The 23,820-nt window shown below is 71.0% G+C and carries 20 protein-coding genes; 19 read left to right on the top strand and 1 reads right to left on the bottom strand.

Annotation, left to right across the window (positions count from 1 at the left end; genetic code table 11):
- Positions 1 to 33: 33 nt before the first annotated feature.
- The 16 genes from ACFY3D_RS04460 (at position 34) to ACFY3D_RS04385 (ending at position 18,305) form a co-directional block, all read left to right on the top strand.
- On the top strand, positions 34 to 1,488 hold the full coding sequence (locus ACFY3D_RS04460; RefSeq protein WP_389974815.1) for a sugar transferase: 1,455 nt from the start codon (positions 34 to 36) through the stop codon (positions 1,486 to 1,488).
- The gene (locus ACFY3D_RS04455) at positions 1,488 to 2,555 is read left to right on the top strand and encodes a glucose-1-phosphate thymidylyltransferase (protein ID WP_389974812.1); all 1,068 of its coding nucleotides are present in this window, start codon (positions 1,488 to 1,490) and stop codon (positions 2,553 to 2,555) included. Before ACFY3D_RS04460 ends, ACFY3D_RS04455 begins: the two co-directional genes overlap by 1 nt.
- The gene (gene rfbB / locus ACFY3D_RS04450; protein ID WP_389974808.1) at positions 2,552 to 3,709 is read left to right on the top strand and encodes a dTDP-glucose 4,6-dehydratase; all 1,158 of its coding nucleotides are present in this window, start codon (positions 2,552 to 2,554) and stop codon (positions 3,707 to 3,709) included. The genes ACFY3D_RS04455 and rfbB overlap by 4 nt, the downstream gene beginning before the upstream one ends.
- Positions 3,706 to 4,719: a dTDP-4-dehydrorhamnose reductase gene (gene rfbD / locus ACFY3D_RS04445; protein WP_389974805.1), complete on the top strand. Its 1,014-nt coding sequence runs from the start codon at positions 3,706 to 3,708 to the stop codon at positions 4,717 to 4,719. Before rfbB ends, rfbD begins: the two co-directional genes overlap by 4 nt.
- Before the next feature lie 12 nt (positions 4,720 to 4,731).
- Complete coding sequence (locus tag ACFY3D_RS04440) at positions 4,732 to 6,132, top strand: methyltransferase domain-containing protein (protein ID WP_389974802.1); 1,401 nt, start codon at positions 4,732 to 4,734, stop codon at positions 6,130 to 6,132.
- Positions 6,129 to 7,058, top strand: coding sequence for a sugar phosphate nucleotidyltransferase (locus tag ACFY3D_RS04435; protein WP_389974799.1), 930 nt, complete (start codon positions 6,129 to 6,131; stop codon positions 7,056 to 7,058). Before ACFY3D_RS04440 ends, ACFY3D_RS04435 begins: the two co-directional genes overlap by 4 nt.
- Positions 7,055 to 7,705: a PIG-L deacetylase family protein gene (locus ACFY3D_RS04430; RefSeq protein WP_389974796.1), complete on the top strand. Its 651-nt coding sequence runs from the start codon at positions 7,055 to 7,057 to the stop codon at positions 7,703 to 7,705. The genes ACFY3D_RS04435 and ACFY3D_RS04430 overlap by 4 nt, the downstream gene beginning before the upstream one ends.
- Positions 7,706 to 7,710: 5 nt before the next feature.
- Positions 7,711 to 8,745, top strand: coding sequence for an NAD-dependent epimerase/dehydratase family protein (locus ACFY3D_RS04425; protein ID WP_389974793.1), 1,035 nt, complete (start codon positions 7,711 to 7,713; stop codon positions 8,743 to 8,745).
- Positions 8,746 to 8,801: 56 nt separating this feature from the next.
- Positions 8,802 to 10,166 carry a DUF4910 domain-containing protein gene (locus ACFY3D_RS04420; RefSeq protein WP_389974790.1) on the top strand — a complete coding sequence of 455 codons (1,365 nt, stop codon included), beginning with the start codon at positions 8,802 to 8,804 and terminating at the stop codon, positions 10,164 to 10,166.
- A complete protein-coding gene (locus ACFY3D_RS04415) occupies positions 10,163 to 11,269 on the top strand; it encodes a hypothetical protein (RefSeq protein WP_389974787.1) in 1,107 nt (368 codons plus the stop codon). Before ACFY3D_RS04420 ends, ACFY3D_RS04415 begins: the two co-directional genes overlap by 4 nt.
- 67 nt (positions 11,270 to 11,336) lie before the next feature.
- Positions 11,337 to 12,860, top strand: coding sequence for a lipopolysaccharide biosynthesis protein (locus ACFY3D_RS04410; protein WP_389974784.1), 1,524 nt, complete (start codon positions 11,337 to 11,339; stop codon positions 12,858 to 12,860).
- Between the two features lie 69 nt (positions 12,861 to 12,929).
- The gene (locus tag ACFY3D_RS04405) at positions 12,930 to 13,823 is read left to right on the top strand and encodes a glycosyltransferase family 2 protein (protein ID WP_389974781.1); all 894 of its coding nucleotides are present in this window, start codon (positions 12,930 to 12,932) and stop codon (positions 13,821 to 13,823) included.
- A 155-nt stretch (positions 13,824 to 13,978) separates the two neighbouring features.
- On the top strand, positions 13,979 to 14,875 hold the full coding sequence (locus ACFY3D_RS04400) for a hypothetical protein (RefSeq protein WP_389974779.1): 897 nt from the start codon (positions 13,979 to 13,981) through the stop codon (positions 14,873 to 14,875).
- 215 nt (positions 14,876 to 15,090) lie between these two features.
- A complete protein-coding gene (locus tag ACFY3D_RS04395) occupies positions 15,091 to 16,071 on the top strand; it encodes a hypothetical protein (RefSeq protein ID WP_389974776.1) in 981 nt (326 codons plus the stop codon).
- 114 nt (positions 16,072 to 16,185) lie between these two features.
- Positions 16,186 to 16,896 carry a hypothetical protein gene (locus ACFY3D_RS04390; RefSeq protein ID WP_362896769.1) on the top strand — a complete coding sequence of 237 codons (711 nt, stop codon included), beginning with the start codon at positions 16,186 to 16,188 and terminating at the stop codon, positions 16,894 to 16,896.
- 56 nt (positions 16,897 to 16,952) lie between these two features.
- Complete coding sequence (locus ACFY3D_RS04385) at positions 16,953 to 18,305, top strand: O-antigen ligase family protein (RefSeq protein ID WP_389974773.1); 1,353 nt, start codon at positions 16,953 to 16,955, stop codon at positions 18,303 to 18,305.
- 44 nt (positions 18,306 to 18,349) lie between these two features.
- Here the strand turns inward: ACFY3D_RS04385 and ACFY3D_RS04380 are convergent, their stop codons facing one another.
- On the bottom strand, positions 18,350 to 18,898 hold the full coding sequence (locus ACFY3D_RS04380) for a dTDP-4-dehydrorhamnose 3,5-epimerase family protein (protein WP_362896767.1): 549 nt from the start codon (positions 18,896 to 18,898) through the stop codon (positions 18,350 to 18,352).
- Between the two features lie 276 nt (positions 18,899 to 19,174).
- Here ACFY3D_RS04380 and ACFY3D_RS04375 point away from each other — a divergent pair, with 276 nt between their 5' ends.
- The 3 genes from ACFY3D_RS04375 to ACFY3D_RS04365 all read left to right on the top strand — a co-directional run bounded on the left by ACFY3D_RS04375 (position 19,175) and on the right by ACFY3D_RS04365 (position 23,754).
- The gene (locus tag ACFY3D_RS04375; RefSeq protein WP_389974770.1) at positions 19,175 to 19,972 is read left to right on the top strand and encodes a WecB/TagA/CpsF family glycosyltransferase; all 798 of its coding nucleotides are present in this window, start codon (positions 19,175 to 19,177) and stop codon (positions 19,970 to 19,972) included.
- 215 nt (positions 19,973 to 20,187) lie between these two features.
- The gene (locus ACFY3D_RS04370; RefSeq protein WP_389974767.1) at positions 20,188 to 22,329 is read left to right on the top strand and encodes a glycosyltransferase; all 2,142 of its coding nucleotides are present in this window, start codon (positions 20,188 to 20,190) and stop codon (positions 22,327 to 22,329) included.
- A gap of 39 nt (positions 22,330 to 22,368) precedes the next feature.
- Positions 22,369 to 23,754 carry a hypothetical protein gene (locus ACFY3D_RS04365; RefSeq protein ID WP_389974764.1) on the top strand — a complete coding sequence of 462 codons (1,386 nt, stop codon included), beginning with the start codon at positions 22,369 to 22,371 and terminating at the stop codon, positions 23,752 to 23,754.
- Positions 23,755 to 23,820: the final 66 nt, after the last annotated feature.

Genomic DNA, 23,820 nt, shown 5'->3' with positions numbered 1-23,820 from the left:
CTGCCTCGGGCATCTCGGGTGGGATGGGGTGATATGAGAGTGGAAACTGAGGAGCTCGTCGTCGGGCTTCTCAAAGGTCCCGCACGCACCGCTCCGAGCATCTGGACGCGATCCTATGTCCGCATCCTCCTCGCCGGGGATATCGCGTGCTCTGTCATCGCCTGTGAGACCGTTCTGGGCGTTCGGCTGTGGTTCGGCGCCTTCATCCCGGTGGAGGAGGCCCTGCTCGGGCTGGGTCTCGCCCTGATCTGGCCGCTCGCCCTGGCGTCCGGAGGCGCCTATCGCCGACGTACGCACGGTGAGGGTACGGACGAATTCCGAGCGGTTTTCAATGGTGCCGCCGGTCTGACGGCGGCGGTCGCGATCGGTGCGTATGTCACGCAAACTCCGATCGCCCGAAGTTTTGTCATGGCGATGTTCCCGCTCGCTTTCACTCTCACGCTTTTCTTCCGCTACCGGATGCGTAAGCGGTTGCACCACAGACGCTCGCGCGGCGACTACATGCGTCATGTGGTCGCCGTCGGCCATCGGGAGTCGGTGCTCGACCTGGTGATGCAACTGCGCAGGCAGCCGCACCACGGTATGACCGTCGTCGCCGCGTGCCTGCCCGCGGGCCCCGACCTGGTGGAGATCGACGGGGTTCCGGTCCTCGGCAACTTCTCCGACGTGCCCACGGTGGTGGCCGAGGTCAACGCCGACGCCGTCGCGGTTTTGGCCTGTCCGGAATTGGACGGCGCCGCGCTGCGCAGGCTCGCCTGGGGGCTGGAGGACGCCCGCACCGACCTGTTCGTGGCCCCCGCGCTGATGGACGTGGCCGGCCCGCGCATCAGCATCAGCCCGGTCGCGGGCATGCCGCTGCTGCATGTCGAGCACCCCGACTTCCGCGGCGCCCGGCGGCTGGCGAAGAGCCTGTTCGACCGGGCGGGGGCGGGTCTCGCCCTCCTGGTGCTGGGGGTGCCCATGCTGGTGATCGCCGCGCTGATCCGCGCGACCAGCCCGGGGCCCGCCCTCTTCCGCCAGGTCAGGGTCGGTAAGGGGGGCACAGAGTTCCAGGTCGTGAAATTTCGCACGATGGTGGTCGACGCGGAGCAGCTCAAGATCGACCTGGAGCGCGAGAACGAGTTCGACGGCGTCCTGTTCAAGATTAGGAACGATCCAAGGATCACCCGCGTGGGTGCCTTCCTGCGCCGATACTCCCTCGACGAACTGCCCCAGCTGCTCAACGTGCTGCGCGGCGAGATGTCCCTCGTCGGCCCGCGCCCTCCGCTGCCCGACGAGGTCAGGCAGTACGGCGCCGACGTACGCCGCCGCCTCGTCGTGAGCCCGGGCATGACCGGCCTGTGGCAGGTCAGCGGGCGCTCCGACCTGACCTGGGAGGAGTCGGTCCGCCTGGACCTCCGCTACGTCGAGAACTGGTCGCTCTTCCTGGACCTGCAGATCCTCTGGAAGACCTGGGGCGCCGTGACCGGCGGAGAAGGGGCCTACTAGTGAAAGCACTCGTGCTCGCCGGAGGGTCGGGTACCCGGCTGCGGCCGATCACCCACACCTCCGCCAAGCAACTCGTCCCCGTCGCCAACAAGCCCGTGCTCTTCTACGGGCTGGAGGCGATCGCCGCCGCGGGCATCCGCGAGATCGGGATCGTCGTCGGCGACACGCACGCCGAGATCGAGGCGGCCGTCGGCGACGGCCGCGCGTTCGGCCTGGAGGTCACCTACGTCCGGCAGCGGGCACCGCTGGGCCTGGCCCACGCGGTGCTCGTCGCCCGCGACTACCTCGGCGACGACGACTTCGTCATGTATCTCGGCGACAACTTCATCGTCGGCGGCATCGACGACGTCGTCGAGCGCTTCGCCCGCGAGCGGCCCGCGGCCCACATCATGCTCACCAAGGTCGGAGATCCCCGGCAGTTCGGGGTCGCCGAGCTCGACGCCGCCGGCCGGGTGATCGGTCTGGAGGAGAAGCCTCCCGTACCCAAGAGCGACCTCGCACTGGTCGGCGTCTACCTGTTCACCGCCGCGATCCACGAGGCGGTGGCCGAGCTCAAGCCGTCGTGGCGGGGAGAGCTGGAGATCACCGACGCCCTGCACTGGCTGATCGCCGACGGGCGGCGGGTCGAGTCCTCCGTCATCTCCGGCTACTGGAAGGACACCGGGAACGTCACCGACATGCTGGAGGTGAACCGGCTGGTACTGGAGTCCCTGCGGCCACGCCTGGACGGCCTGGTCGACGAGGCGAGCCAGCTGATCGGCCGGGTGGTCGTCGAGGAGGGCGCCACGATCGAGCGGTCCCGCGTCGTCGGACCCGCGATCATCGGCCCGGGAGCCCGGATCCGCGACAGCTACATCGGCCCCTTCACCTCGATCGCGGCGGACTGCGCGATCAGCGCGAGCGAGATCGAGTACTCGATCGTCCTGCCCAGGTCCTCGATCGTCGGGGTCTCGCGCATCGAGGCGTCCCTCATCGGCCACGACGTCGAGGTCACCCCCGCCCCCACCACCCCCAGAGCCCACCGTCTCGTGCTGGGCGATCACAGCAAGGTCCAGATCAGTTCATGACAACAGCCGACAGCGGGACGACCTCCGCCCCGTCGAACACTGCGTCGAGCACCCCGTCGAAGGTCCTGGTCACCGGGGGAGCCGGATTCATCGGCTCCCACTTCGCCCGGCTGCTCGCCGCGAGCGGGGCCGCCGTGACGGTCCTCGACAAGCTCACCTACGCGGGAAACCGGGCCAACCTGGAGGGGACGCCCCACGACTTCGTGCACGGCGACGTCTGCGACACCGAACTCCTGGCGGGGCTCGTTCCCGGCCACGACCTCGTCGTCAACTTCGCCGCCGAGTCCCACGTCGACCGGTCGATCGACGGCGCCGCCGACTTCGTGAGGACCAACGTCCTCGGTACGCAGGCGCTGATGCAGGCCTGCCTGGAGGCGGGCACCCCGAGGGTGGTGCAGGTCTCGACCGACGAGGTGTACGGGTCGATCGACGAGGGCTCCTGGGACGAGGGCGCGCGGCTCGGCCCGCGCTCGCCCTACTCCGCGGCGAAGGCGAGCGGAGACATGATCGCCCAGGCGTACGCGATCACCCACGGCCTGCCGGTCTCCATCACGCGCTGCGGCAACAACTACGGCCCCCGCCAGTATCCGGAGAAGCTGATCCCGCTCTTCGTCACCCGCCTGCTGCGGGGACGCGGGGTCCCGCTCTACGGCGACGGCGGCAACGTCCGCGACTGGGTCCACGTCGACGACCACTGCGCGGGCATCCGCGTCGTCGCCGAGCGCGGCGAACCCGGCGAGGTCTACCACATCGCCGGTACGGCGGAGCTGAGCAACGTCGAGCTCGTCGCCCGGCTCCTTGAGGCCTGCGGCGCCGGATGGGACATGGTCGAGCGCGTCCCCGACCGCAAGGGGCACGACCGCCGCTACTCCCTGGACGACTCCAGGCTTCGCGCGCTCGGCTACCGGCCGTCCGTGCCGTTCGAGCGCGGCCTGGCGGAGACGGTCCGCTGGTACCGGGAGAACCCCGGCTGGTGGGAGGCCGCCGCGGAGGCGGCGGGCGCCGGCCCGGCATCGGGCGGCGCGGATGCGCCCGGTGCGGCGGGTCCGGGGGGCGCGGCCGGTTCGACGGCCCCGGTGGGGCCGATGGGTTCGGCCGGTCCGGCGGGGATGGCCGGTGCGGTGGGCGGACGGCGAGGAGGGACGGCCGGATGACCCGCTGGATGATCATCGGTGCCTCCGGCATGCTCGGGACCGAGCTGGAGGCCCGTCTGCGTGCCGAGGAACAGCCCTTCCTCGCGTTCGGCAGGCACGAGCTGGACCTCTGTGACACGTCCGCCGTACGCCACCTGATCGCGGCCTGCAGACCCGACGTCGTGGTCAACTGCGCCGCGTGGAACGCCGTCGACGAGGCGGAGACGCGGGAGGACGAGGCGCTCGCGGTCAACGGCACCGCGGTGGGCTCACTCGCCGAGGCGTGCGGGCGCGTCGGCGCGCGGATGATCCAGCCCTCCAGCGACTACGTCTTCGACGGCACCGCGCTGGACCCCTACCCCGAGGACGCGCGGCCCTGCCCGGTCAACGCGTACGGCAGGACCAAGCTCGCGGGCGAGCGCGCCGTGCTCGAGGTGCTGCCGCACGGCGGCTACGTGGTGCGCACGGCCTGGCTGTACGCCGCGACCGGCCACAACTTCGTCCGCACGATGATGCGCCTGGAGGGCGAGGGAATGGCCCCCGAGGTCGTCGGCGACCAGTTCGGCCAGCCCACCTGGGCCGGTGACCTCGCGGCGAGGATCGTCGACCTGGCGGTGAGCGACGCGCCGCCCGGCGTCTACCACGCCACCAACTCGGGCCACACGAGCTGGTACGACCTGGCCAGGGAGGTCTTCACGCTGCTCGGCGCCGATCCCGGCCGGGTGAAGGAGATCCCCTCCAAGGACCTCACGCGTCCCGCGCCCCGGCCCGCGTACAGCGTGCTGGGGCACGACGGCTGGCCCAGGGCGGGCCTGCCGCCGATGCGGCACTGGAAAGAGGCGCTGAGGAAGTCCCGTGTGCTCGCGGCGGGCCAGCGGGGGCGTCCGTGTCGAGGGCCGGGCACGGAAGGGGCCGGGCGGGACCCCGCCGGGCGGGACCTGGCCGACGGGGACCCGGTCGGCCGGGACCCGGTCGTCGGGCGCGAGAAGAAGGACCCAGTCGGAGAACCGTCGGACCGCGTCACGCGGTAGGGGAGCGCATTCATGACAACCTGCAGGCTGTGCGGCTCGACGAGCCTGGCCAGCGTCGTCGACCTCGGGGCGACACCGCCCTGCGAGCGGTTCCTCACCGCGCCGCAGCTGGAGGAGCCCGAGGTCACCTACCCGCTGCACCTGCGGGTCTGCACCGCCTGCTGGCTGGCGCAGATCCCACCGATGATCACCCCGGAGGAGACCTTCACCGAGTACGCCTACTTCTCCTCGTACTCCACCTCGTGGGTGGAGCACGCGCGGGAGTTCGTGCGCGGGGCGGCCGAGCGGCTCGGGCTGGGGGCCGGGTCGTTCGTGGTCGAGGTGGCGAGCAACGACGGATACCTGCTGCGGCACGTCGTCGAGCGGGGCATCCGCTGCCTGGGCGTCGAACCGTCGGAGAACGTCGGCCAGGCCGCCAGGGACGCCGGGGTGCCGACCGTCACGGCGTTCCTCGGCCCGGAGACCGGCGCCTCGGTGCGCGCGGAGCACGGTCCCGCCGACCTGGTGGTCGCCAACAACGTCTACGCCCACATCCCGGACATCGTCGGCTTCACCCGGGGGTTGCGCGCCCTCGTGGCCGACGACGGCTGGGTCTCCATCGAGGTCCAGCACCTGCTCACCCTGATGGAGCGTAACCAGTACGACACGATCTACCACGAGCACTTCCAGTACTACACGGTCGCCTCCGCCCAGCGCGCACTCGCCGCCGGCGGGCTCGCTCTCGTGGACGTCGAGTCGCTGCCCACGCACGGGGGCTCGATCCGGCTGTGGGCGAGACCGGTGGAGGCCGTGGACGCGCAGCGGGAGCCGGGCGCCTGGACGGAGCCGGGTATCCGGGGAGAGCCGGGCGTCCAGGGAGAGCCGGGCGGCAGGGGAGGGCTGAGCGGACAAGCCGGGCGGGGCGGACAGGACGGGCGGGGCGGGCAGAACGGGTCGGGCGAGCGGAACGGGTCGCCGGACGGGCCGAGCGAGCGGGTGGCCGCGCTGCTCGCGGCGGAGAAGGCCGCCGGTCTGCACGAGCTGTCCGGGTACGCCGAGTTCGGCGAGCGGGTGGCGCGGGTGCGGCGGGACCTGCTGGGCTTCCTCCTCGACGCCGCCCGCGAGGGCAGGACCGTCGCGGGCTACGGAGCGCCGGGCAAGGGCAACACCCTGCTCAACCACTGCGGCATCCGGCCCGACCTGCTTCCCTTCACCGTCGACCGCAACCCGTACAAGCACGGCAGGTTCACCCCCGGCACGCGCGTACCGATCCTGCCGCCGGAGAGGCTCGCCGAGGAGCGGCCCGACTACGTGCTGGTCCTGCCGTGGAACCTCCGCGACGAACTCGTCGACCAGCTGTCCTTCGTGCACGCCTGGGGAGGCCGGCTGGTCTTCCCCATCCCCAATCTGGAGATCGTCGAGGTGAATCCGTGAAGGTCGTCCTCTTCTGCGGCGGATACGGCACCAGGATGCGCACCGGCACTCCCGGTGACGTGCCCAAGCCCATGCAGCTCGTGGGGCCACGGCCGCTCATCTGGCATGTGATGCGCTACTACGCGCACTTCGGGCACACGGAGTTCATCCTCTGCCTGGGGTACGGCGCGCACCACATCAAGGACTTCTTCCTGAACTACCAGGAGACGACGTCCAACGACTTCGTCCTGCGCGCGGGCAGGGTCGAGCTGCTGTCCACCGACATCTCCGAGTGGTCGATCTCGTTCGTGCAGACCGGGATCGCCTCCCCGATCGGCGAGCGGCTGCGCCGGGTCCGCGACCATCTGGACGGCGAGGAGATGTTCCTCGCCAACTACGCCGACGTGCTCACCGACGCGCCGCTGCCGGAGATCGTCGACCGCTTCGCCCGGTCGGGCGCGGGCGCGTCGATGATGGTGGTGCCGCCCGCCGACACCTTCCACTGCATCGAGCTGGGAGAGCGCGGCACGGTCGGCGGGATCACGCCGGTGAGCGAGATGCCGCTCTGGGTGAACGGCGGATACTTCGTGCTCCGCCAGGAGATCTTCGACCACATCCCGGAGGGCGGCGACCTGGTCGCGGACGGCTGCGCGGAGCTGGCCAAGCGCGGCAGGCTGCTCGCCTACCCGCACCGCGGCTACTGGCGGCCCACGGACACGGTCAAGGAGCGGGTGGCCCTCGACGAGGCGTACTCGCGCGGCGACCGCCCCTGGGCGCTGTGGGAGCGCGAGCCCGTACCCGGACCCGTGACGGCCTCGGAGCGCGATCCCGCACCCGCACCCGTCACGGCCCCGGAGCGTGAGTCCGCGCCGGTGCTCGGGCAGGCACCGGGGTACGAGCCGGCGGCGGTGCTCGAAGGCGGGCCCGCGGCGGTGACGGTCACGTGATCCGGTTCAGAGCGGCCAGGACGGGCCGGATCGCGCTGCTCGCCGCGCACTGCGACGACCTGGCGATCGGGGCGGGCGGCAGCCTGCTCACCCTCTGCTCCGCGCACCCCGGCGTCCAGGTGGACGCCCTGGTGCTCTCCGGCGGCGGGACCGAGCGCGAGGACGAGGAACGCGCCGCGCTCGACGCGTTCTGCCCCGGCGCCGACCTGCGGCTCACCGTGCTCAAGCTTCCCGACGGGCGGCTGCCCGCGCACTGGGAGGAGGCGAAGGCGGCGGTGGAGGAGCTGCGGGCGCGCACCGACCCCGACCTGCTGTTCGCGCCGAACCCCGCCGACGCCCACCAGGACCACCGGGGCCTGGCCAAGCTGGTGCCCACGGCCTTCCGCGACCACCAGGTGCTCGGCTACGAGATCGCCAAGTGGGACGGGGACCTGGGGCGGCCCACGGCCTACCAGCCGCTCACCCCGGAGATCGCCGAGGCGAAGGTGGGCCTGCTCCACCGCCACTACCCCTCGCAGCGCCACCGTTCCTGGTTCGACCGCGAGGCGTTCCTGGGACTGGCCCGCATCCGCGGGATCGAGTGCCACGCCCGCTACGCCGAGGCGTTCCACGTCAACAAGCTGACCTTCGACCTTGCTGGAGGCTGAACCGGATGCGCGTGCTGCTGACCGGGCACCAGGGCTACCTGGGGAGTGTGATGGCCCCGGTGCTCGCCGCCGCGGGCCACGAGGTGACCGGGCTCGACTCCGGGCTCTTCGCCGGATGCCTGCTGGGTCCCGCGCCCGACGACCCGCCGGGACACGCGGTCGACCTGCGGGACGTCACCCCCGAGGCCCTGGCGGGGATCGACGCGGTGGTGCACCTCGCCGCGCTCTCCAACGACCCGCTGGGCGCGCTCGCGCCCGAGCTGACCTACGACATCAACCACCGCGCGGCCGTGCGCCTGGCGAGGCTGGCCCGCGACGCGGGCGTGCGCAGGTTCCTGTACGCGTCCACCTGCTCGGTCTACGGAGCCTCCGGCTCGGACCTGGTCGACGAGGACGCGCCGCTGCGCCCGGTCACCCCGTACGCCGACTCCAAGGTCCGGGTGGAGAACGACCTGCTCACGCTGGCCGACGACGACTTCAGCCCGGTGTTCCTGCGCAACGCCACCGCGTTCGGGTTCTCGCCCAGGCTGCGCGCGGACATCGTGCTGAACAACCTCGTCGGGCACGCGCTGCTGTCCGGTGAGGTCAGGGTGCTGTCCGACGGCACCCCGTGGCGCCCGCTGGTGCACGCCGCCGACATCGCGAACGCCTTCGCGATGGCGTTGGACGCGCCGCGCGACGCCGTCCACGCGAAGGCGTTCAACGTCGGCACCGAGGAGAACAACGTGACGGTGGCGGAGATCGCCGTCGAGGTCGCGGAGGCGGTGCCCGGCTCCGAGGTCGTGATCACCGGGGAGAACGGGGCCGACCCGCGCTCCTACCGGGTCGACTTCTCCCGCATCCGCGCCGCGCTCCCCGGCTACCGGGCGCTGTGGACGGTGAAGGCGGGCGCGGTCGAGCTGGTCGAGGCGTACGGGCGGTTCGGCCTGACCGACGACGCCTTCCGGCGCCGCTTCACCAGGCTGGCGTGGCTGTCGGCCCGCCGCGAGGCCGGAACCGTCGACGGCGCGCTGCGACCACGGCGGGGCGGTGAACGGTGACGGGCGAGGGCGGTGAACGAAGACCGGGAGCGGAGCACGGCGGCGCGGCGCCGGGGGTGAGAGGCGACGGCGAGAAGCCGGAGGAGGAGAACGGTGACGAGGCGCCGAGCGTGACGAGCGACGAGGCGCGGGAGGAGGTGAACGGCGAGGCGCGGGAGATGCACGACCTCGTGGAGCGGCTCTACCCGCTCTGCAGGAGCATCACCGGCGACGGCGTGCGCCGCACCCTGGAGATCGTCGGGGAGTTCCTCCGCCTGCAGGTCCGCGAGGTGCCGACGGGCACCCAGGTCCTCGACTGGACGGTGCCCAGGGAGTGGAACATCCGCGACGCCTACGTCAAGGACGCCTCGGGGACCAGGGTCGTCGACTTCGCCGCCTCCAACCTGCACGTGGTCGGCTACAGCGTCCCCGTGGCGGCGACCATGACCCTGGACGAGCTCCGGCCCCACCTGCACACGCTCCCCGAGCAGCCCTCCCTGATCCCGTACCGCACGAGTTACTACGCGGAGACGTGGGGCTTCTGCCTCGCCCACGACACCCTGGAGAGCCTGGAGGACGGGCCGTACGAGGTCGTGATCGACTCCACGCTCGCCGACGGGCACCTCACCTACGCCGAGCACGTGGTGCCCGGCAGGGTCGCCGAGGAGGTGCTCGTCTCCTGTCACGTGTGCCACCCCTCGCTCGCCAACGACAACCTGGCGGGCATCGCGGTGGCGGTGAGGCTCGCGCGGCGGCTCGCCGGAGCCGACCCGTGGTACACCTACCGCTTCCTGTTCGCGCCGGGCACCATCGGCGCGATCAGCTGGCTGGCGCGCAACAGGGAGCGCGCGAGCCGGATCAGACACGGCCTGGTGCTGGCCTGCGCGGGGGACCGCGGACCGCTGACGTACAAGCGCAGCAGGCGTGGCGACGCCGAGATCGACAGGGCCGTCCGGCACGTGCTGCGAAGCTCGGGGCGCGCCCACACGGTCGTCGACTTCTCCCCGTACGGCTACGACGAACGGCAGTTCTGCTCGCCCGGCTTCGACCTGCCGGTCGGCTCGCTCACCAGGACCCCGTACGCGGGCTACCCGGAGTATCACACCTCCGCCGACAACCCGGACTTCGTCTCTCCCGAGGCGATGGCCGACACCCTGGAGACCTGCTGGGAGGTCACCCGGGTGCTTGAGGACAACCGCGCCTACCTCAACCTCAGCCCGTACGGGGAACCGCAGCTGGGCAGGCGGGGCCTGTACGGGGCGCTGGGCGGGCGCAGCGACACCAAGGAGACCCAGATGGCGATGTTGTGGGTGCTGAGCCTCTCCGACGGGAGGCACAGCCTCCTGGACATCGCGGAACGTTCGGATCTTCCCTTCCGTGCCGTGGCGGAGGCGGCAGGGGCCCTTCGTGGTTCGGGACTTCTCAAGGAGTGTTCGCTGTGACGCGGTTCCAGGTCGTGACGGGCTCCCGGGCGGGCGAGGCGCTCAACCTCCGGGTCGGCGAGACGGTGGAGGTGCTCGGCGAGGCCGAGATCATGGCCACGCTGGACGAGAAGGGAGAGCTGGACCGGCTGCCCTTCATGCCGGAGATGCTCGCCTTCTGCGGGCGGCGGCTCACCGTGCACAAGGTGGCGCACAAGCTCTGCGACACGATCGGCGGCAGTGGCATGCGGCGGATGGAGCGCGCCGTCCACCTGAGTGGCGCCCGTTGCGACGGGCAGGCGCACGGCGGCTGCCAGACGGCCTGCCAGTTCTACTGGAAGGAGGCCTGGCTCAAGCGGGTGGACCCGACCTCCTCTGCCTCGGACTCTCCGGTTCCGACCTCCCTGACCCCGACCTCCCCGATCCCGGACCCCTCCTCTGTCGCCTCCTCCGCCGCCTTCGTCGGTGAGAACGGTCTCGCCGCGGGCAGGCCCCTGCTGCCGATCCTGCAGGCCGCCACCAGGAAGGAGCCGGGCCCCGACGGGGAGGAGCGCTTCTCCTGCCAGGCGACCGAGCTGCTGCGCGCCGCGCCCACCTGCCTGCCCTTCAAGGACGTCAGGCAGTACGTCACCGACGTGCGCAGCGGGAACGTGGGCGTGCCCTGGATGCTGCGCTCGTTCCTCGTGGGGCTGTTCAACCGCTTCCAGCAGGTGGCGAAGCGCGTCCTGCCCAGGTGGATGTGGATCAAGGGCGGGATGCGCTGGGGTTTCGTCAGGGGCGAGGCGGGACGCACCACGCCGACGCTGAGCCTGGACCTGCGGCCGGGAGAGCTCGTCCGGGTGAAGTCCAAGGAGGAGATCCTCAAGACGCTCAACGACGACCTGCTCAACCGCGGCATGGGGTTCGAGGAGGAGATGTCGCGCTACTGCGGCCACGTCGCGCGGGTGAGCGCCCGCGTCGAGAAGTGTCTGGACGAGAAGACCGGCCGCATGCTCCGGATGAAGAACCCCTGCATCATCCTCGACGGCGTCATCTGCGCGGGCGCGTACAACGTCAGCTGCCCGCGCGAGTTCGTCCCCTTCTGGCGGGAGATCTGGCTCGAGCGCGTCGAGGAGCCCGGCTGAGCGGGCCGTTCCGTGAAACAGGCGGCGAACCAGACGAACCAGACGGAGAGACGGGCGGAAGACACGGATGGAGCAGCGGACCGAGCCGAACCGTGAACAGGACGGGGACGCCGGTGAGCAGGTCGGGACGATCGGCAGGAAGGCCGGTCGCGGGCTGCGCTGGAGTCTCCTGGGCAATCTGGGCACGAAGGCGACCACCTTCGTCATGGGACTGGTGCTCGCCCGGCTCCTCGTGCCCGAGGACTTCGGCCTCTACGCCATCGCGCTCGCCGCGACCACCTTCGTCATGCACGTCAACGACGTCGGCATCATCGCCGCCACCGTGCAGTGGCGGGGCAGGGTCGAGGAGATGGCGCCGACGGCGACGGTGATGGCCGTGGTGTTCAGCGCGGGGATGTACGGGATCTTCTGGGTGGTGGCCCCGTACTTCGCGGAGCTGGCGGGCAGCGCGGAGGCCACCCCGGTGGTCCGGCTGCTCACCGTGATCATCCTCATCGACGGCGTCACCGCCGTGCGGGCGGGCTCGCTGATGCGCGGGTTCGGGCACGACAGGCTGACCAAGGCCAACATCGCGGGCTCGCTGGTCAACGCCGGGGTGGCCATCGCGCTCGCCGCGAACGGTGCCGGCGCCTACAGCTTCGCCTGCGGGCAGGTGGCGGCCAACACGGTCACCGGCGCGCTGGTGCTCGCCTGGGCCGGGCTGCCGTTCCGCGTCGGCTTCGACCGGGAGGTGGCGGTCAGGCTCCTGCGGTTCGGGGCGCCGCTGGCCCTGGGGCTCGGTATCGAGGCGGTGCTGATGAACGCCGACTACGTCATCGTCGGCGCCGTGCTCGGTCCCGTCGCCCTCGGCTTCTACCTGCTCGCGTTCAACGTCTCCAGCTGGGTGCCCAGCGTGATCGGGACCGCCCTGCGCTACGTCACCGTGCCCAGCTTCTCGCGGCTGGCCGAGCAGCGCTCCGAGTCGTTGTCGCTGGGAGTGCAGCGGTCGGTGCCGTTGCTGGTCGCGTTCGTGCTGCCGGTCGCCGTGGTGACGGCCACGCTGGCCCCGGCGATCGTGGCGTTCCTCTACGGCGAGAAGTGGGCACCGGCCGCCGGCGTCCTGGCGCTGCTGGCGGTCCTGATGGTCGTACGGATGCTCACCTCCCTCGCCTTCGACATCCTCACCTCTGCGGGCGCCACCAAGGCGACCGTGTGGATGAACCTCACCTGGGCCGTGGCGCTGGTGCCCGCACTGTGGGCGGGCACGCACTGGTACGGCATCCGCGGCGCGGCGGTCGGGCACGCGCTCGCCGGCGTCCTGGTCGCCCTGCCGGTGTCGGCGCTGTTGCTGAGCCGCGCGGGGGTGCGTCTCGCCCCCATCCTGCCCGCTCTCGTACGCCCGCTGCTGGGCGCCGTGGTCGCGGCGGCCGTCACGACGACGCTCGTCGGCCTGACGAGCGGGCTGACGGGCGGCGGGATGACCGCGGTTTCCGCGTTCGTCCAGCTCTGCGTGGCCGGCGGCGGGGGACTGCTCGCGTACGTCCTGATCGCCGTACCCATGACACGGCTCAAACAGCTGGGCGCACGGGTGGTCCCCGCCCGCGCCCGCTGACGGAACACCCGAACCCACGAAACCGACGAGACCGACGAGACCGACGAGATCTGCGAGAGGAGAGGTCGGATGGAGAACTCCGACACGCTGGTGTCCATCGTGCTTCCCGTACGCAACGGGGCCGGACGGATCGAGGGCGCGATTCGTTCGGTGCTCGGCCAGGACCACGAGCGCCTCCAGCTGGTGATCTCCGACAACGCGTCCACGGACGGCACCGAGGAGATCTGCCGCGACCTGGCCGCGACCGACGACCGGATCGTCTACCGCAGGCACCCGGAGAACGTGGGCCTGTTCGACAACTTCGTCCGTACGACCGATCTGGTCGCGGGCACGTTCTTCCGCTGGGTGGGCGACGACGACCGGTTGGAGCCCACCTGCGTGTCCCGGTCTCTCCAGGCGTTCGCGGAGGACGACCGGCTCGTCCTGGTCACCACGCAGGTCGCCTACACCGGCCCCGACGGGACCGTGACCACCGCTCCCCTCGATCGCTCAGGACTCACCTCGGACGACCCGGTCGAGCGGTTCGCCGAGATGCTGGGGCTGCTCAACGAGAGTCACCTGCTCGTCGACCCGCTGTACGGCACGCTGCGGCGCGATCCCCTCGCGGGGATCCCCCGGCGGAACATGCTGCGCGAGGACGAGGTGTTCGCGGCGAAGCTCGCGCTCGCCGGACCGTGGGGGCACGTCCCCGAGGTCCTCGCCCACCGCAACTGGAAGCACGACAGCCTCTCCGCGATCGCCCGGCGCCTCGACGTGCCGCCCTGGCGGGCCCGCTGCTCCACCCTCCTGCAGTGCGCGGAACTGTTCCGCTGGCTGAGGCAGGCCGATCTCACCGCCGACCAGCGCCGCCGTGCCCGCGCCGCCGTACTCGGCATGTACGCGCGGCGCCAGCGGCTCACCGCGGCCCGCCGGGGCCGCAGGCTCGCGCTGCTCGCCTCGGGGTTCGTCCCCGGTGGGCGGTGAGCGATGTCCCCTCGTGAGGCCGTCGCCGAGCCGCGGAGCCCGAGCCCCGAAGCCGGGGACCTCGGATTCCGAGATCCGGGACCTTCCGGCCCTGTCCCTCCCGGTGATCCGGGACCGGCTGATCCCAGACCAGTGATTCCAGAAAGGAGAACCCCGTGACCACCGTCTTCTCCAACAGCCTGGTGAACGACGACACGCGCAGGGAACTGCTCTACCAAGGGCAGGTCTTCGTCTACTCGGCGACGCCCGCCTCCACCCTGCTCGCCCTTTTCGCCAGGGAGCTGATCGCCGAGGCGTTCGGCGAACGTGACCCGGAGACCGCGCAGTTCGACATGCCGGTGGAGGAGTTCGCCGACCTGCTCGCCCGGCTCAAGCCCCGCTTCATCCACCACCCCCGGTGCAAGGAACTGCTGCCCGCGGTGCTGGAGGAGCTGGGCTGCGACCTGGACCGCACCTACTTCGACGTGCCCCGGTTGCGCACCTCCACCTCCCACGACTACCTCACCTCCGGCATCTCCTACGCCTTCCATCCTCATCGCGACTGCTGGTACTCGGCCCCGTTCAACCAGCTCAACTGGTGGATCCCCGTCTTCGAGGTGGTCCCGGAGAACGTGATGGCCTTCCATCCCCAGTACTTCGCCAGCCCGGTGCGCAACGGCAGCGCGCGCTACGACTACGCGGAGTGGAACAGGACCAGCCGGCTCACCGCCGCACAGCACGTGCGCGGCGACACCAGGGAGCAGCCGCGTCCCGAGGAGGCCGTCGTGCTCGACCCGCAGGTGCGGGTGGTGCCGGAGCCGGGGGGCGTCATGGTGTTCTCCGGCGCCCAGCTGCACTCCACGGTGCCCAACACCTCGGGCAGGACCCGCTTCAGCATCGACTTCCGCACGGTGAACATCGACGACGTGCGCACCCGCCGGGGCGCACGCAACGTGGACGCGAAGTGCACCGGTACCACCCTGCGCGACTTCGTACGCTGCTCCGACCTCGACCCGATGCCGGAGGAACTGGCGCTGGAGTACGAGGCGGAGGCCCTGAGCAGGGTCGGGTGAGCGGCGGATCCCCGGCCGCACGGCCACACGGCCGTGACGCCGACGCCGTGACGTCGCCGACATCGTGAGGCCGTGACCGTGACACCGACGCCGTGATGCCGGGTGACGCCCGGTGAAGCCCGGTGACGCCCGTAGTGACAAGGAGTTCGTGTGCCGCGACCAATACGCATCGTGTCCTGGGCGTCTGGCGCGCTCGGGGGAGCGGGGACGACGTAGTGGAGTTCTGGAAGACCATCCTCGACCTCGCAAAAAGGAAGCGGGTCGGGTTTCCGCTGGTCGGCCTGGCGCTCCTCGCCGCCGTGGTCGTCTTCTTCCTGGTGCCCCCGCGCTACGTGTCGAGCGCCTCCATGGTGCTGACCACGCCCCCCGCGGGAGGAACGACGGACCCGGCCAAGCCGCCGGGGCGGAGCAACCCGCTGCTGCAGTTCAGCGACGGCCTCAGAACCACGGCGGGCATCCTCATCCTGTCCATGAACACCGAGGCGGTCGCGACGGAGCTGGGGATCGTGAAGGACGGTCCCGTCGAGGTCACGATCAACGACGGGCGCACCAACCCCAACATGCTGGGCATCCTCATGAACGGCCCGTTCGTGTACGTGGAGGTGGAGAGCGACTCGGCCGAGGTCACCCGTACGGTCATGGCCAGAACCCAGTTCCGCCTCAAGACCGAACTGGTCCGTAGGCAGGAGGTGCTCGGCGCCCCACGCTCCACCTTCATCGGGTTCGTGGAGGTGGTGCCCGCCGGTTACCCCGTGATGAACCGGAGCGGTACGTGGCAGGCCTCGGGCGGAGCGGCGTTCGCCGTCGTCTTTCTCGGCCTGGGCGCCGCGTACGCGGTGGAGCGCCGGAGGGTGTTCCGGCGAAGAGCCGAGGCAGGAAGGCCCGACGAGTCCCGCCCGGTCCCGGACACGGCCCCTGCTCCGTCCATGGAGGCGGCAGGGGCGGGCCGGGCCGACGAGACGCGTCCCGGTGACCGTCAGGAAAAGGCCCGGGCACACGAGGGCGGCGAGGAGGACGCCGAGCCCGCGCCCGACAGGGAGGGCAACGGCCGTGACGGGAAGCGCGATAGGGGACCTGGGGGCCGTGACGGCAGAGGTACATCCGAGCCTCAGGTCACCGTGTATCCGGCGGAGGTGATGTCCCCGGCGCCCTCGGCGACACCGGGACGACAGCGACACGCGGACGACGACACGTAGTGACGACACGTGGCGACGACATGTGAACGGCTACCCGCAGGCGACGACGAGCAGGCGACGACACGCAGAACGGCGACGAGCAGGCGACCGCGACAGGCAGACGGAGGAGAACGCGTGGACTTCTGGGGGACCGTACTCATCGTGTTACGGCGTTGGTACGTCGCCCTGCCGGCGTTCCTGCTGTCCATCGGCGGCGCGTTGGGCGTCTACTCGTCGATCCCGACGGTCTACGTCTCGAACGCGGTGCTCGTGCTGACCATCCCGCCCACCGGTGGAAGCCTGCCGAGCGATCCCGAGCGCCCCAACGGACTGACCAACCCCCTGCTGAACTTCGACTGGGGCCTGAGCATGTCCGCCTCGATCCTCATCCAGGCGATCAGCGCGCCGGAGACGGTGGAGTCGCTCGGCGTACACCCCGAGGGCGACACCACCTTCACGGCCACCAACGGCAGCACCAACCCGGAGGCACTGGACGGCGGGCCGTTCGTGTACATCGAGGGCACGAGCACAACGCCGGCCGGGGCGCGGGACATCGTGACACGGGTGAGGGACCGGGCGAGGGTCGAGCTCGCCGCTCGCCAGAGACAGCTCGACGCGCCCCCGGCGACCTACATCACGATGAACGAGATGGTGCCGCCGACGGAGCCGCAACCCCAGCGAGGGGGGAAGATGCGCGGGGCCGCCGCCGCGCTGCTGCTCGGGGTGCTCGCCAGTCTCGCCTCGGTGTTCTCCCTGGAGAGTTTCCTCGACGCCAGGCGGCGAAGGCGAGGGGTGCCCGTGGCGACGTCCGGACTGCCCGCCGAGCCCTCCCTCCTGAGGCGGTGAGGGACCTGGCCTCCACACTTCGCACGGCCCCGGCCCCGGCCCCGGCTCCGCCCCCCGTGTCCGTCGCCTCCCTCGACCGTCCCGGCCTCCGCCGTGCCGACGGTGCCACCCTCGCCGCCGCGTTCGCGGTGGTCCTGATGCTGTCTCCGGCGCGGCTGGTCTTCCGCGGCCTGCCCTTCTCGCTCACGCCCGCCGACGCGGTCGGTCTCTTCGCCGCGCTCTGGTGGTTCTGCGCGCAGCTCACCACCACGCTCGGCGCGGCGAAGGGTTCCAATCCCGTACGTACCGCGCTTTTCCTGTACAGCGTGGCGATGCTGGCCACCTACGGATACTCCAGCGCCGCCTACCTGCCGCCCGACGAGCTCGACATGGCCGACCACAGCATCGTCCTCGTGGTGGCGACGGTGGGCATCGGACTTCAGGCGTGCGACGGCATCCGGGGCAAGGCGCGGCTGGACTTCGTCCTGAGGTGCCTCGTGATCTCCGGTGCGGTCGTCGGGGTCATCGCGGCGCTCCAGTTCGTGCTCGAATTCGACCTGACGAAGTACCTCACCTTTCCCGGCTTCCGGTTCACCTCGGATCTGCCGGCGATCCTCGAAAGAAACACCCTGCGCCGGGTCGCGGCGACCGCCGGACACCCCATCGAGCTCGGCGTGGTCTGCGCGATGATCATTCCTCTCGCGCTGCACTACGCGTTCGGCGCCCGGGACAGGGGTGAGCCCTCCCTGCGGTGGTGGGTCTGCTGCGGGCTGATCGGCACGGGGCTGATGTTCTCCGTGTCGCGCTCCGCGGTCCTCGGGATCGCCGTCGTCGGCGCGGTACTGGTCACCGGGTGGCCCGCGCGCAGGCGGCTGTGGGCGGCGATCGGCGGCGCCGGCTTCCTGGTCGCGATGAAGGTCGCCGTGCCCGGCCTGATGAGCGTCTTCCTCGGGCTGTTCACCAGCCTGTCCAGCGATTCGAGCATCCAGTACCGGACGCACGACTACGCGGTGGCGGCCACCGAGATCGGAAACCACTTCTGGGTCGGCAGAGGTCTGGGCACCTGGTACGCGCCCAAGCACCTGATCTTCGACAACCAGTACATCCTGTCGCTGGTGGAGACCGGGGTCATCGGCATGGCCACCTTCGCCGGGATCTTCCTCACCGGTATCTGGGCGGCGTTACGCGTCCGCCGCCTCAACTCCGACCCCGCCGTACGGGACCTGGGACTCACCCTGGCCGCCTGCCTGGTCGTCCCCCTGGTCGGGGCGGCCACCTTCGACCTGCGCTCGTTCGCGATCGTGACGGGCCTGTCGTTCCTGATCATCGGGTCCGCCGGCTCGCTGCTGCGCGCCACCCGGCAGCCGAGGACCCGAGCCGTCCACCCGCCGGAGAGACCGGGCGGAGAAGCCGGGCGGGGAGTGCGGTGAAAGGGCCGGTGAGGTCGCCGAGACCGATGAGGCCGCCGGGAGGGTCACCCCACCAGCCGGTCGCGCAGGTCGGCCCAGGATCCCGCGGCCAGGTCGCGTTCGCTGATCGCGGTGACCGGCAGCGGCCAGCCGATGGCGAGGTCGGGATCGTCGTAGCGGACGGAGACGTCCTCGGCGGGGTCGTGCTCCCGGTCGATCCGGTAGCAGACGTCGGCCTGCTCGGTCAGTGCCTGATAGCCGTGCAACAAGCCAGGAGGAACGTAGAGGTGAACGAACGTCTCATCGTCCAGAACCACCGACATCTGGCGGCCGAAGGTGGGGGAGTCCGGCCTGGCGTCGACGAGCACGTCGTGCACGGCCCCTCGGGCGCACCGGACGAGCTTGGCCTCCCCCCTGCCGCCCCGGCCGTGCAATGCCCTGATCGTTCCCAGCCGGGACCGCGACTGACTGTCCTGGACGAACGCCTCGGGCCGCAGCCCGTGGGCGGCGGCGAGCGTCGTGTCGAAGGTGCGGGTGAACAGGCCCCGGTCGTCCCTGTGCGGGGTGGGGACGAACAGCAGAACACCGTCGATCTCGGCGCGTTCGACTCTCATGCGGCCATCTTTCCGGCTCCCGAACCTCCTGGTCACGAAGAAGCGGAAAACGGTTCGGGTATGGGGATATCCGGTCACGAAGAAACGAAAAACGGTCCGGGTATTGGGCCATCCGACCACGAAGAAACGAAAAACGGTTCGGGTGCGGATTCATTGGGCCATGAAGAAACGAAAAACGGTCCGGGTGCGGGGCCGTCCGGCCATGAGGAAGCGGGAAGCGGTACAGGCCAACGTTCCCCGCGGGACGTTCCTCTCGCGGACGGGCCGTCCCCTCCGGTGGCGCCGGAGAGGCCCGAGGCCGGGTTCGCGCGGATCAGGGTCGGGGCCGTCGAGGTCATGGCGCTCAGCGAGGAGGAGCTTCTCGACCACGTGGCGGAAGGGTGGCGGCGAGGACACGGCGGCGCGATCGTCACCGCGAACGTCGACATCGTCCGCGCCGCCACGCGCGACCCCGCCCTCGCGGACCTCGTCACCCGCTCCGAGATCGTGGTCGCCGACGGCATGCCGGTGGTCTGGGCGTCGAGGCTCGCCGGTCTGGCGGTTCCCGGAAGGGTCACCGGTGCCTCGCTCGTACACTCCCTCACCGGGCGGGCCGCGCGCGAGAACCGTTCGGTCTACCTGCTCGGAGGAGAACCCGGCGTGCCGGAGGCCGCGGCGTGGGTCCTCGCCGAACGCTACCCGGGACTGCGCGTGGCGGGCAGCTGCTCACCCCCCTTCGGGTTCGACGGCACATCGGACGGGGTGCGCGCGGTGGTCGAGGGGGTGGTCGCCGCCGCACCCGACCTCGTCCTCGTCGGGCTGGGCTTCCCCAAGCAGGAAAGGGTGATCGAGGCGCTCAGGGCGGAGCTGCCCGACGCCTGGTATCTCGGCTGCGGGGCCGGGATCCCGATGGCGGCCGGGCGGTTCAGCCGCGCCCCCGGGGCCGTGCAGCGGGTGGGCGCGGAGTGGCTGTACCGGCTCGCCCTGGAACCGCGCCGCCTGGCCCGCCGCTACCTGCGCGACGACGCGCCGTTCGCGATCACCCTCCTCGCGGGCGCCCTGCGCACCCGCCTGGCACCCGGGCGACGCCCATGACCGGTGATCTTTCTCCTGACACCGGGGCGTCGCTCATGAGCGGTGATTCCTCGCGAGGAGCCGAGGCGCCGCGCACAGCCGGTGTTTCCCCGCGAGAAGCCGAGGCGCCGTCCATGACAGATGATTCCCCGCCTGCCGTTGGGGCGTCGTCACCGACCGCCGACTCCCCGCCCGCTCTCCCCGTACGGTCCTCTTCCACGAGAAACGGCTCCGACATGGCTGTTCCAGACTGGCCACCGCTCGCCATAGTGATCGTCACGTATTCGAGTGGCAAGGTCATCGAAGGCTGCCTGCGCTCGCTCGACGCGGCACTCGCCGACGCGGGTCCCGCACGGGTCGTGGTGGTGGACAACGCCTCGGCCGACGACACCCTCGCGCGGGTGCGCGAGGTCGCTCCCGAGGCCGAGGTGGTCCAGACCGGGCGCAACGCGGGCTTCGCCGCCGGAGTGAACGCGGGCATCGCCGCCGCGGACGACTGCGACGTACTGGTGCTGAACCCCGACATCCGGCTCGCGCCCGGTTCCGTGCTCCTGCTCAGGCAGGCGCTCGCCCTGCCGGGAACCGGGATCGCCGCCCCCCGCCTCACCGGTGAGGCGGGGGAGCTCCACCTCTCCCTGCGCAGGCGTCCCACCGTGCCGAGAGCGCTCGGGGAGGCGCTGCTCGGCGGGCACAGGGCCGGGCGGATCCCGGCGCTCGGCGAGCTGGTCGTGGACCCGGCCGCCTACGACAGGCCGCAGACGGCCGACTGGGTGTCCGGTGCGGCCTGGATGATCTCCCGCGCGTGCCTGGACGCCCTGGATCCCCTCGACGAGCGCTACTTCCTGTACTCGGAGGAGACCGAGTACATGCTCAGGGCGGGGGAGGCGGGGTTCGCCGTCCGGTACGAGCCCCGTGCCGTGGCCGTGCATCTCGGTGGCGAGCAGTCCACGTCGAGCATGCTGTGGGCGCTGTCGTCGGCCAACCGGGTCCGGATGCACCGGGAGCGGTACGGCCGCCCGCACGGGCAGCTGATGCGGCTGGCCGTCGGGCTCAACGAGCTGGTTCGCGCGGTCGCGAAGGGCCGGGCGGGCGGGAGGCGGCACCGGGCCGCCCTGCGTCAACTCCTCCCCCTGCGCGAGTGGCCCCTCCTACCCGGCGAGGCCCCCCGACCGGCATCTCCCGCCCGTACGACGGGTGAGGTGGCATCTTCCCCCGGCTACGTCTGCTTCTCGGCGCAGGACTGGTGGTACCACAACCGAGCGCACTCGGACTTCCAGCTCATGCGTTCGATCGCCGCTCACCGGAAGGTCCTCGTCGTCAACAGCATCGGGATGCGCATGCCGATGCCGGGCAGGTCCACGCAGGTGCTGCGACGCGTCGGGCGCAAGCTGCGCAGTGTCGCGATGCTCGTGAGGAGACCGCTGCGGGAGCTGCCCGGCTTCTACGTGATGTCCCCGCTGCCACTGCCCTTCTACGGGTCGCCGCTGGCGAGGCGGGTGAACGCGCTGCTGGTCCGCGCCCAGGTGCTCGCCGTCTCGCGGGCACTCGGCCTGCGCCGACCCGTGATCATGGTGACCATCCCCACGGCGTGGGACGTGGTGCGGCCGATGCGCAGGCGCGCGTTGGTGTTCAACCGCTCCGACCGGCACTCGTCGTTCCCCGAGTCCGACCGGCCGACCATCGAGGCGCTGGAACGCGGCCTGCTGGAGCGCTCCGACCACGTGATCTACGTCAGCAACGCGCTGATGGGCGAGGAGAGGGGCGTGACCGGAGAGCGCGCGCACTTCCTCGACCACGGCGTGGACACCGATCACTTCCGGCGGCGCCCGGAGAGCGAGCAGCCCGCCGACCTCCGCGCGATCCCCGGGCCGAGGGTGGGGTTCTTCGGCGCGCTGGACGACTATCTCGTCGACTTCGACCTGCTCGAACGGCTCGCCGTCGAGCTGCCGGACGTCTCGCTGGTCCTCATCGGCGACGCGACCGTCCCGATGGAACGGCTCACCCGCCACCCGAACGTCCACTGGCTCGGCTTCAGGCCGTACGAGCGGATTCCCGCGTACGGATCGGGGTTCGACGTCGCGATCATGCCGTGGCTGGACAACCCGTGGATCAGGCACTCGAACCCGATCAAACTCAAGGAATACCTCGCCCTGGGCCTGCCGGTCGTCAGCACCGACTTCCAGGAGCTCGTGAACTATGCCGACCGCGTGAGAATCGCGGCCGACGGCGGCCTTTTCGTCGATGCTGTTCGTGCGACGCTGCGCGACGGTGGGTTGCAACCGGCCGAGGCCGTGCGGAAATCCGTGCTCGGTGCCTCCTGGGCGTCGCGTGCCGCCCAGTTGATGGCACTCGCCGAGCTGTCACCGGGTCCGCGATGAGGGTTCGGGGTGAGGGTCCGCGATGAGAAGGACAGGGTCATGAGATCTGAGAACCACGCCGGGGCGCCGGGACGCCGGGCCAGACGGTCGTTGCCGCTGCTGGTCGGGGCGGGAGCCGTCTCGGTGTCGGTGGCGGTGCTCGGACTCACCCTGATCGACTCACCCGAGGGCCAGGACCGGGGCCCGCTCGCCGGGGCGTCGGCCGACACCGGAAGTGCGTGGGCCGCGGGACCTCCCGCGACGGTCGCGCGGGTGCCGTGGGAGGGCGGCCCCGCCTACTACGGGCGATTCGCCGCACCGACGGCGGCGGGCTGGACGAAATCGTCGTTCTTCCCGGTGGGCGTCTGGTTCGAGTCCGTGATCACCCAGGGCGACGTGGACAAGGACCGGGCCGCCGGGATCAACACCTACGTGGAGCTGACCGAGACCAGCGACATGGCGCTGGTGCGCAGGAACGGCATGTCGGCGCTGACGCGCACCCCTCTGCCCGGCTACGGCAGCGAGACGGTTGGCTGGCTGCTCAACGACGAGGTCGACATGTGGGCGAAGGCGGGAGACGCGCAGTGGACCGGCAAGCACCCCGGTGAGGGCTCCCTGTGTGTGCCCGAGGACAGGGGATGCGGTTTCACCGTGCTGCGTACCCGCAAGGAGGAGGTCCCGAAGGGCGACGGCAGGATGCACTACGCCAACTACGGCAAGGGCGTGATGATGTGGGAGAGGGACGCGGACGCCGCCACGTTCGTCAACCGCTTCACCGACGTCGTCTCCTCCGACGTCTACTGGTACACCAGCGCGAGCGTCTGCCTGGACGGGCAGAACTTCCTCTCCCTGCCGGCCTCCAGGTGCCGCAGAGCCGCCAACTACGGCGCCGTCCTCGACCGCCAGCGCGAACTGGACGCGCTGGACGGCCGTCGCCAGCCGATCTACGGCTTCGTCGAGGTCGGCTGGCCCGCCGAGAACGACACCCGGGCGATCCGGCCGGAGCAGGTGACCGGCGCGGTGATGAGCTCGCTGATCCACGAGGCCAGGGGCATCATCTACTTCAACCACAACTTCGGCGGGCCGTGCCACTCCCAGCACGTGCTGCGCGAGGGGTGCGGAAAGGAGGTCAGGCCCGCGGTGGCCGAGATCAACCGGCGGATCGGGCAGCTCGCCCCGGTGCTGAACACCCAGTCGTACGCGCACCGCTTCGGCCCCGGCCTCGACACCATGCTGAAACACCATCAGGGCTCGTACTACGTCTTCGCGATGCTCGACGCGACCACGTCCCCCGGCAGGCGCATCTTCACGCTGCCGCGCGGGCTGCGGGCCACCCGCGCCGAGGTCCTCTTCGAGAACCGGACGGTCCCCGTCGACGCCCAGGGCAGGTTCACCGACTCCTTCGCCGCCGAACACTCCCACCACATCTACCGGATCACGCCCTGACGCGTTCTGCAGACGTCCCCCTGGTAAATGACGCGGATAGCCTGGGGTGTCCCGCTCGGCAACACC

The organism is Streptosporangium sp. NPDC000509, from assembly GCF_042898365.1.
Lineage (GTDB): Bacteria > Actinomycetota > Actinomycetes > Streptosporangiales > Streptosporangiaceae > Streptosporangium.
The sequence above is the reverse complement of the archived record's forward strand: the minus strand, read 5'-3'. Positions and strand labels throughout refer to the sequence as shown.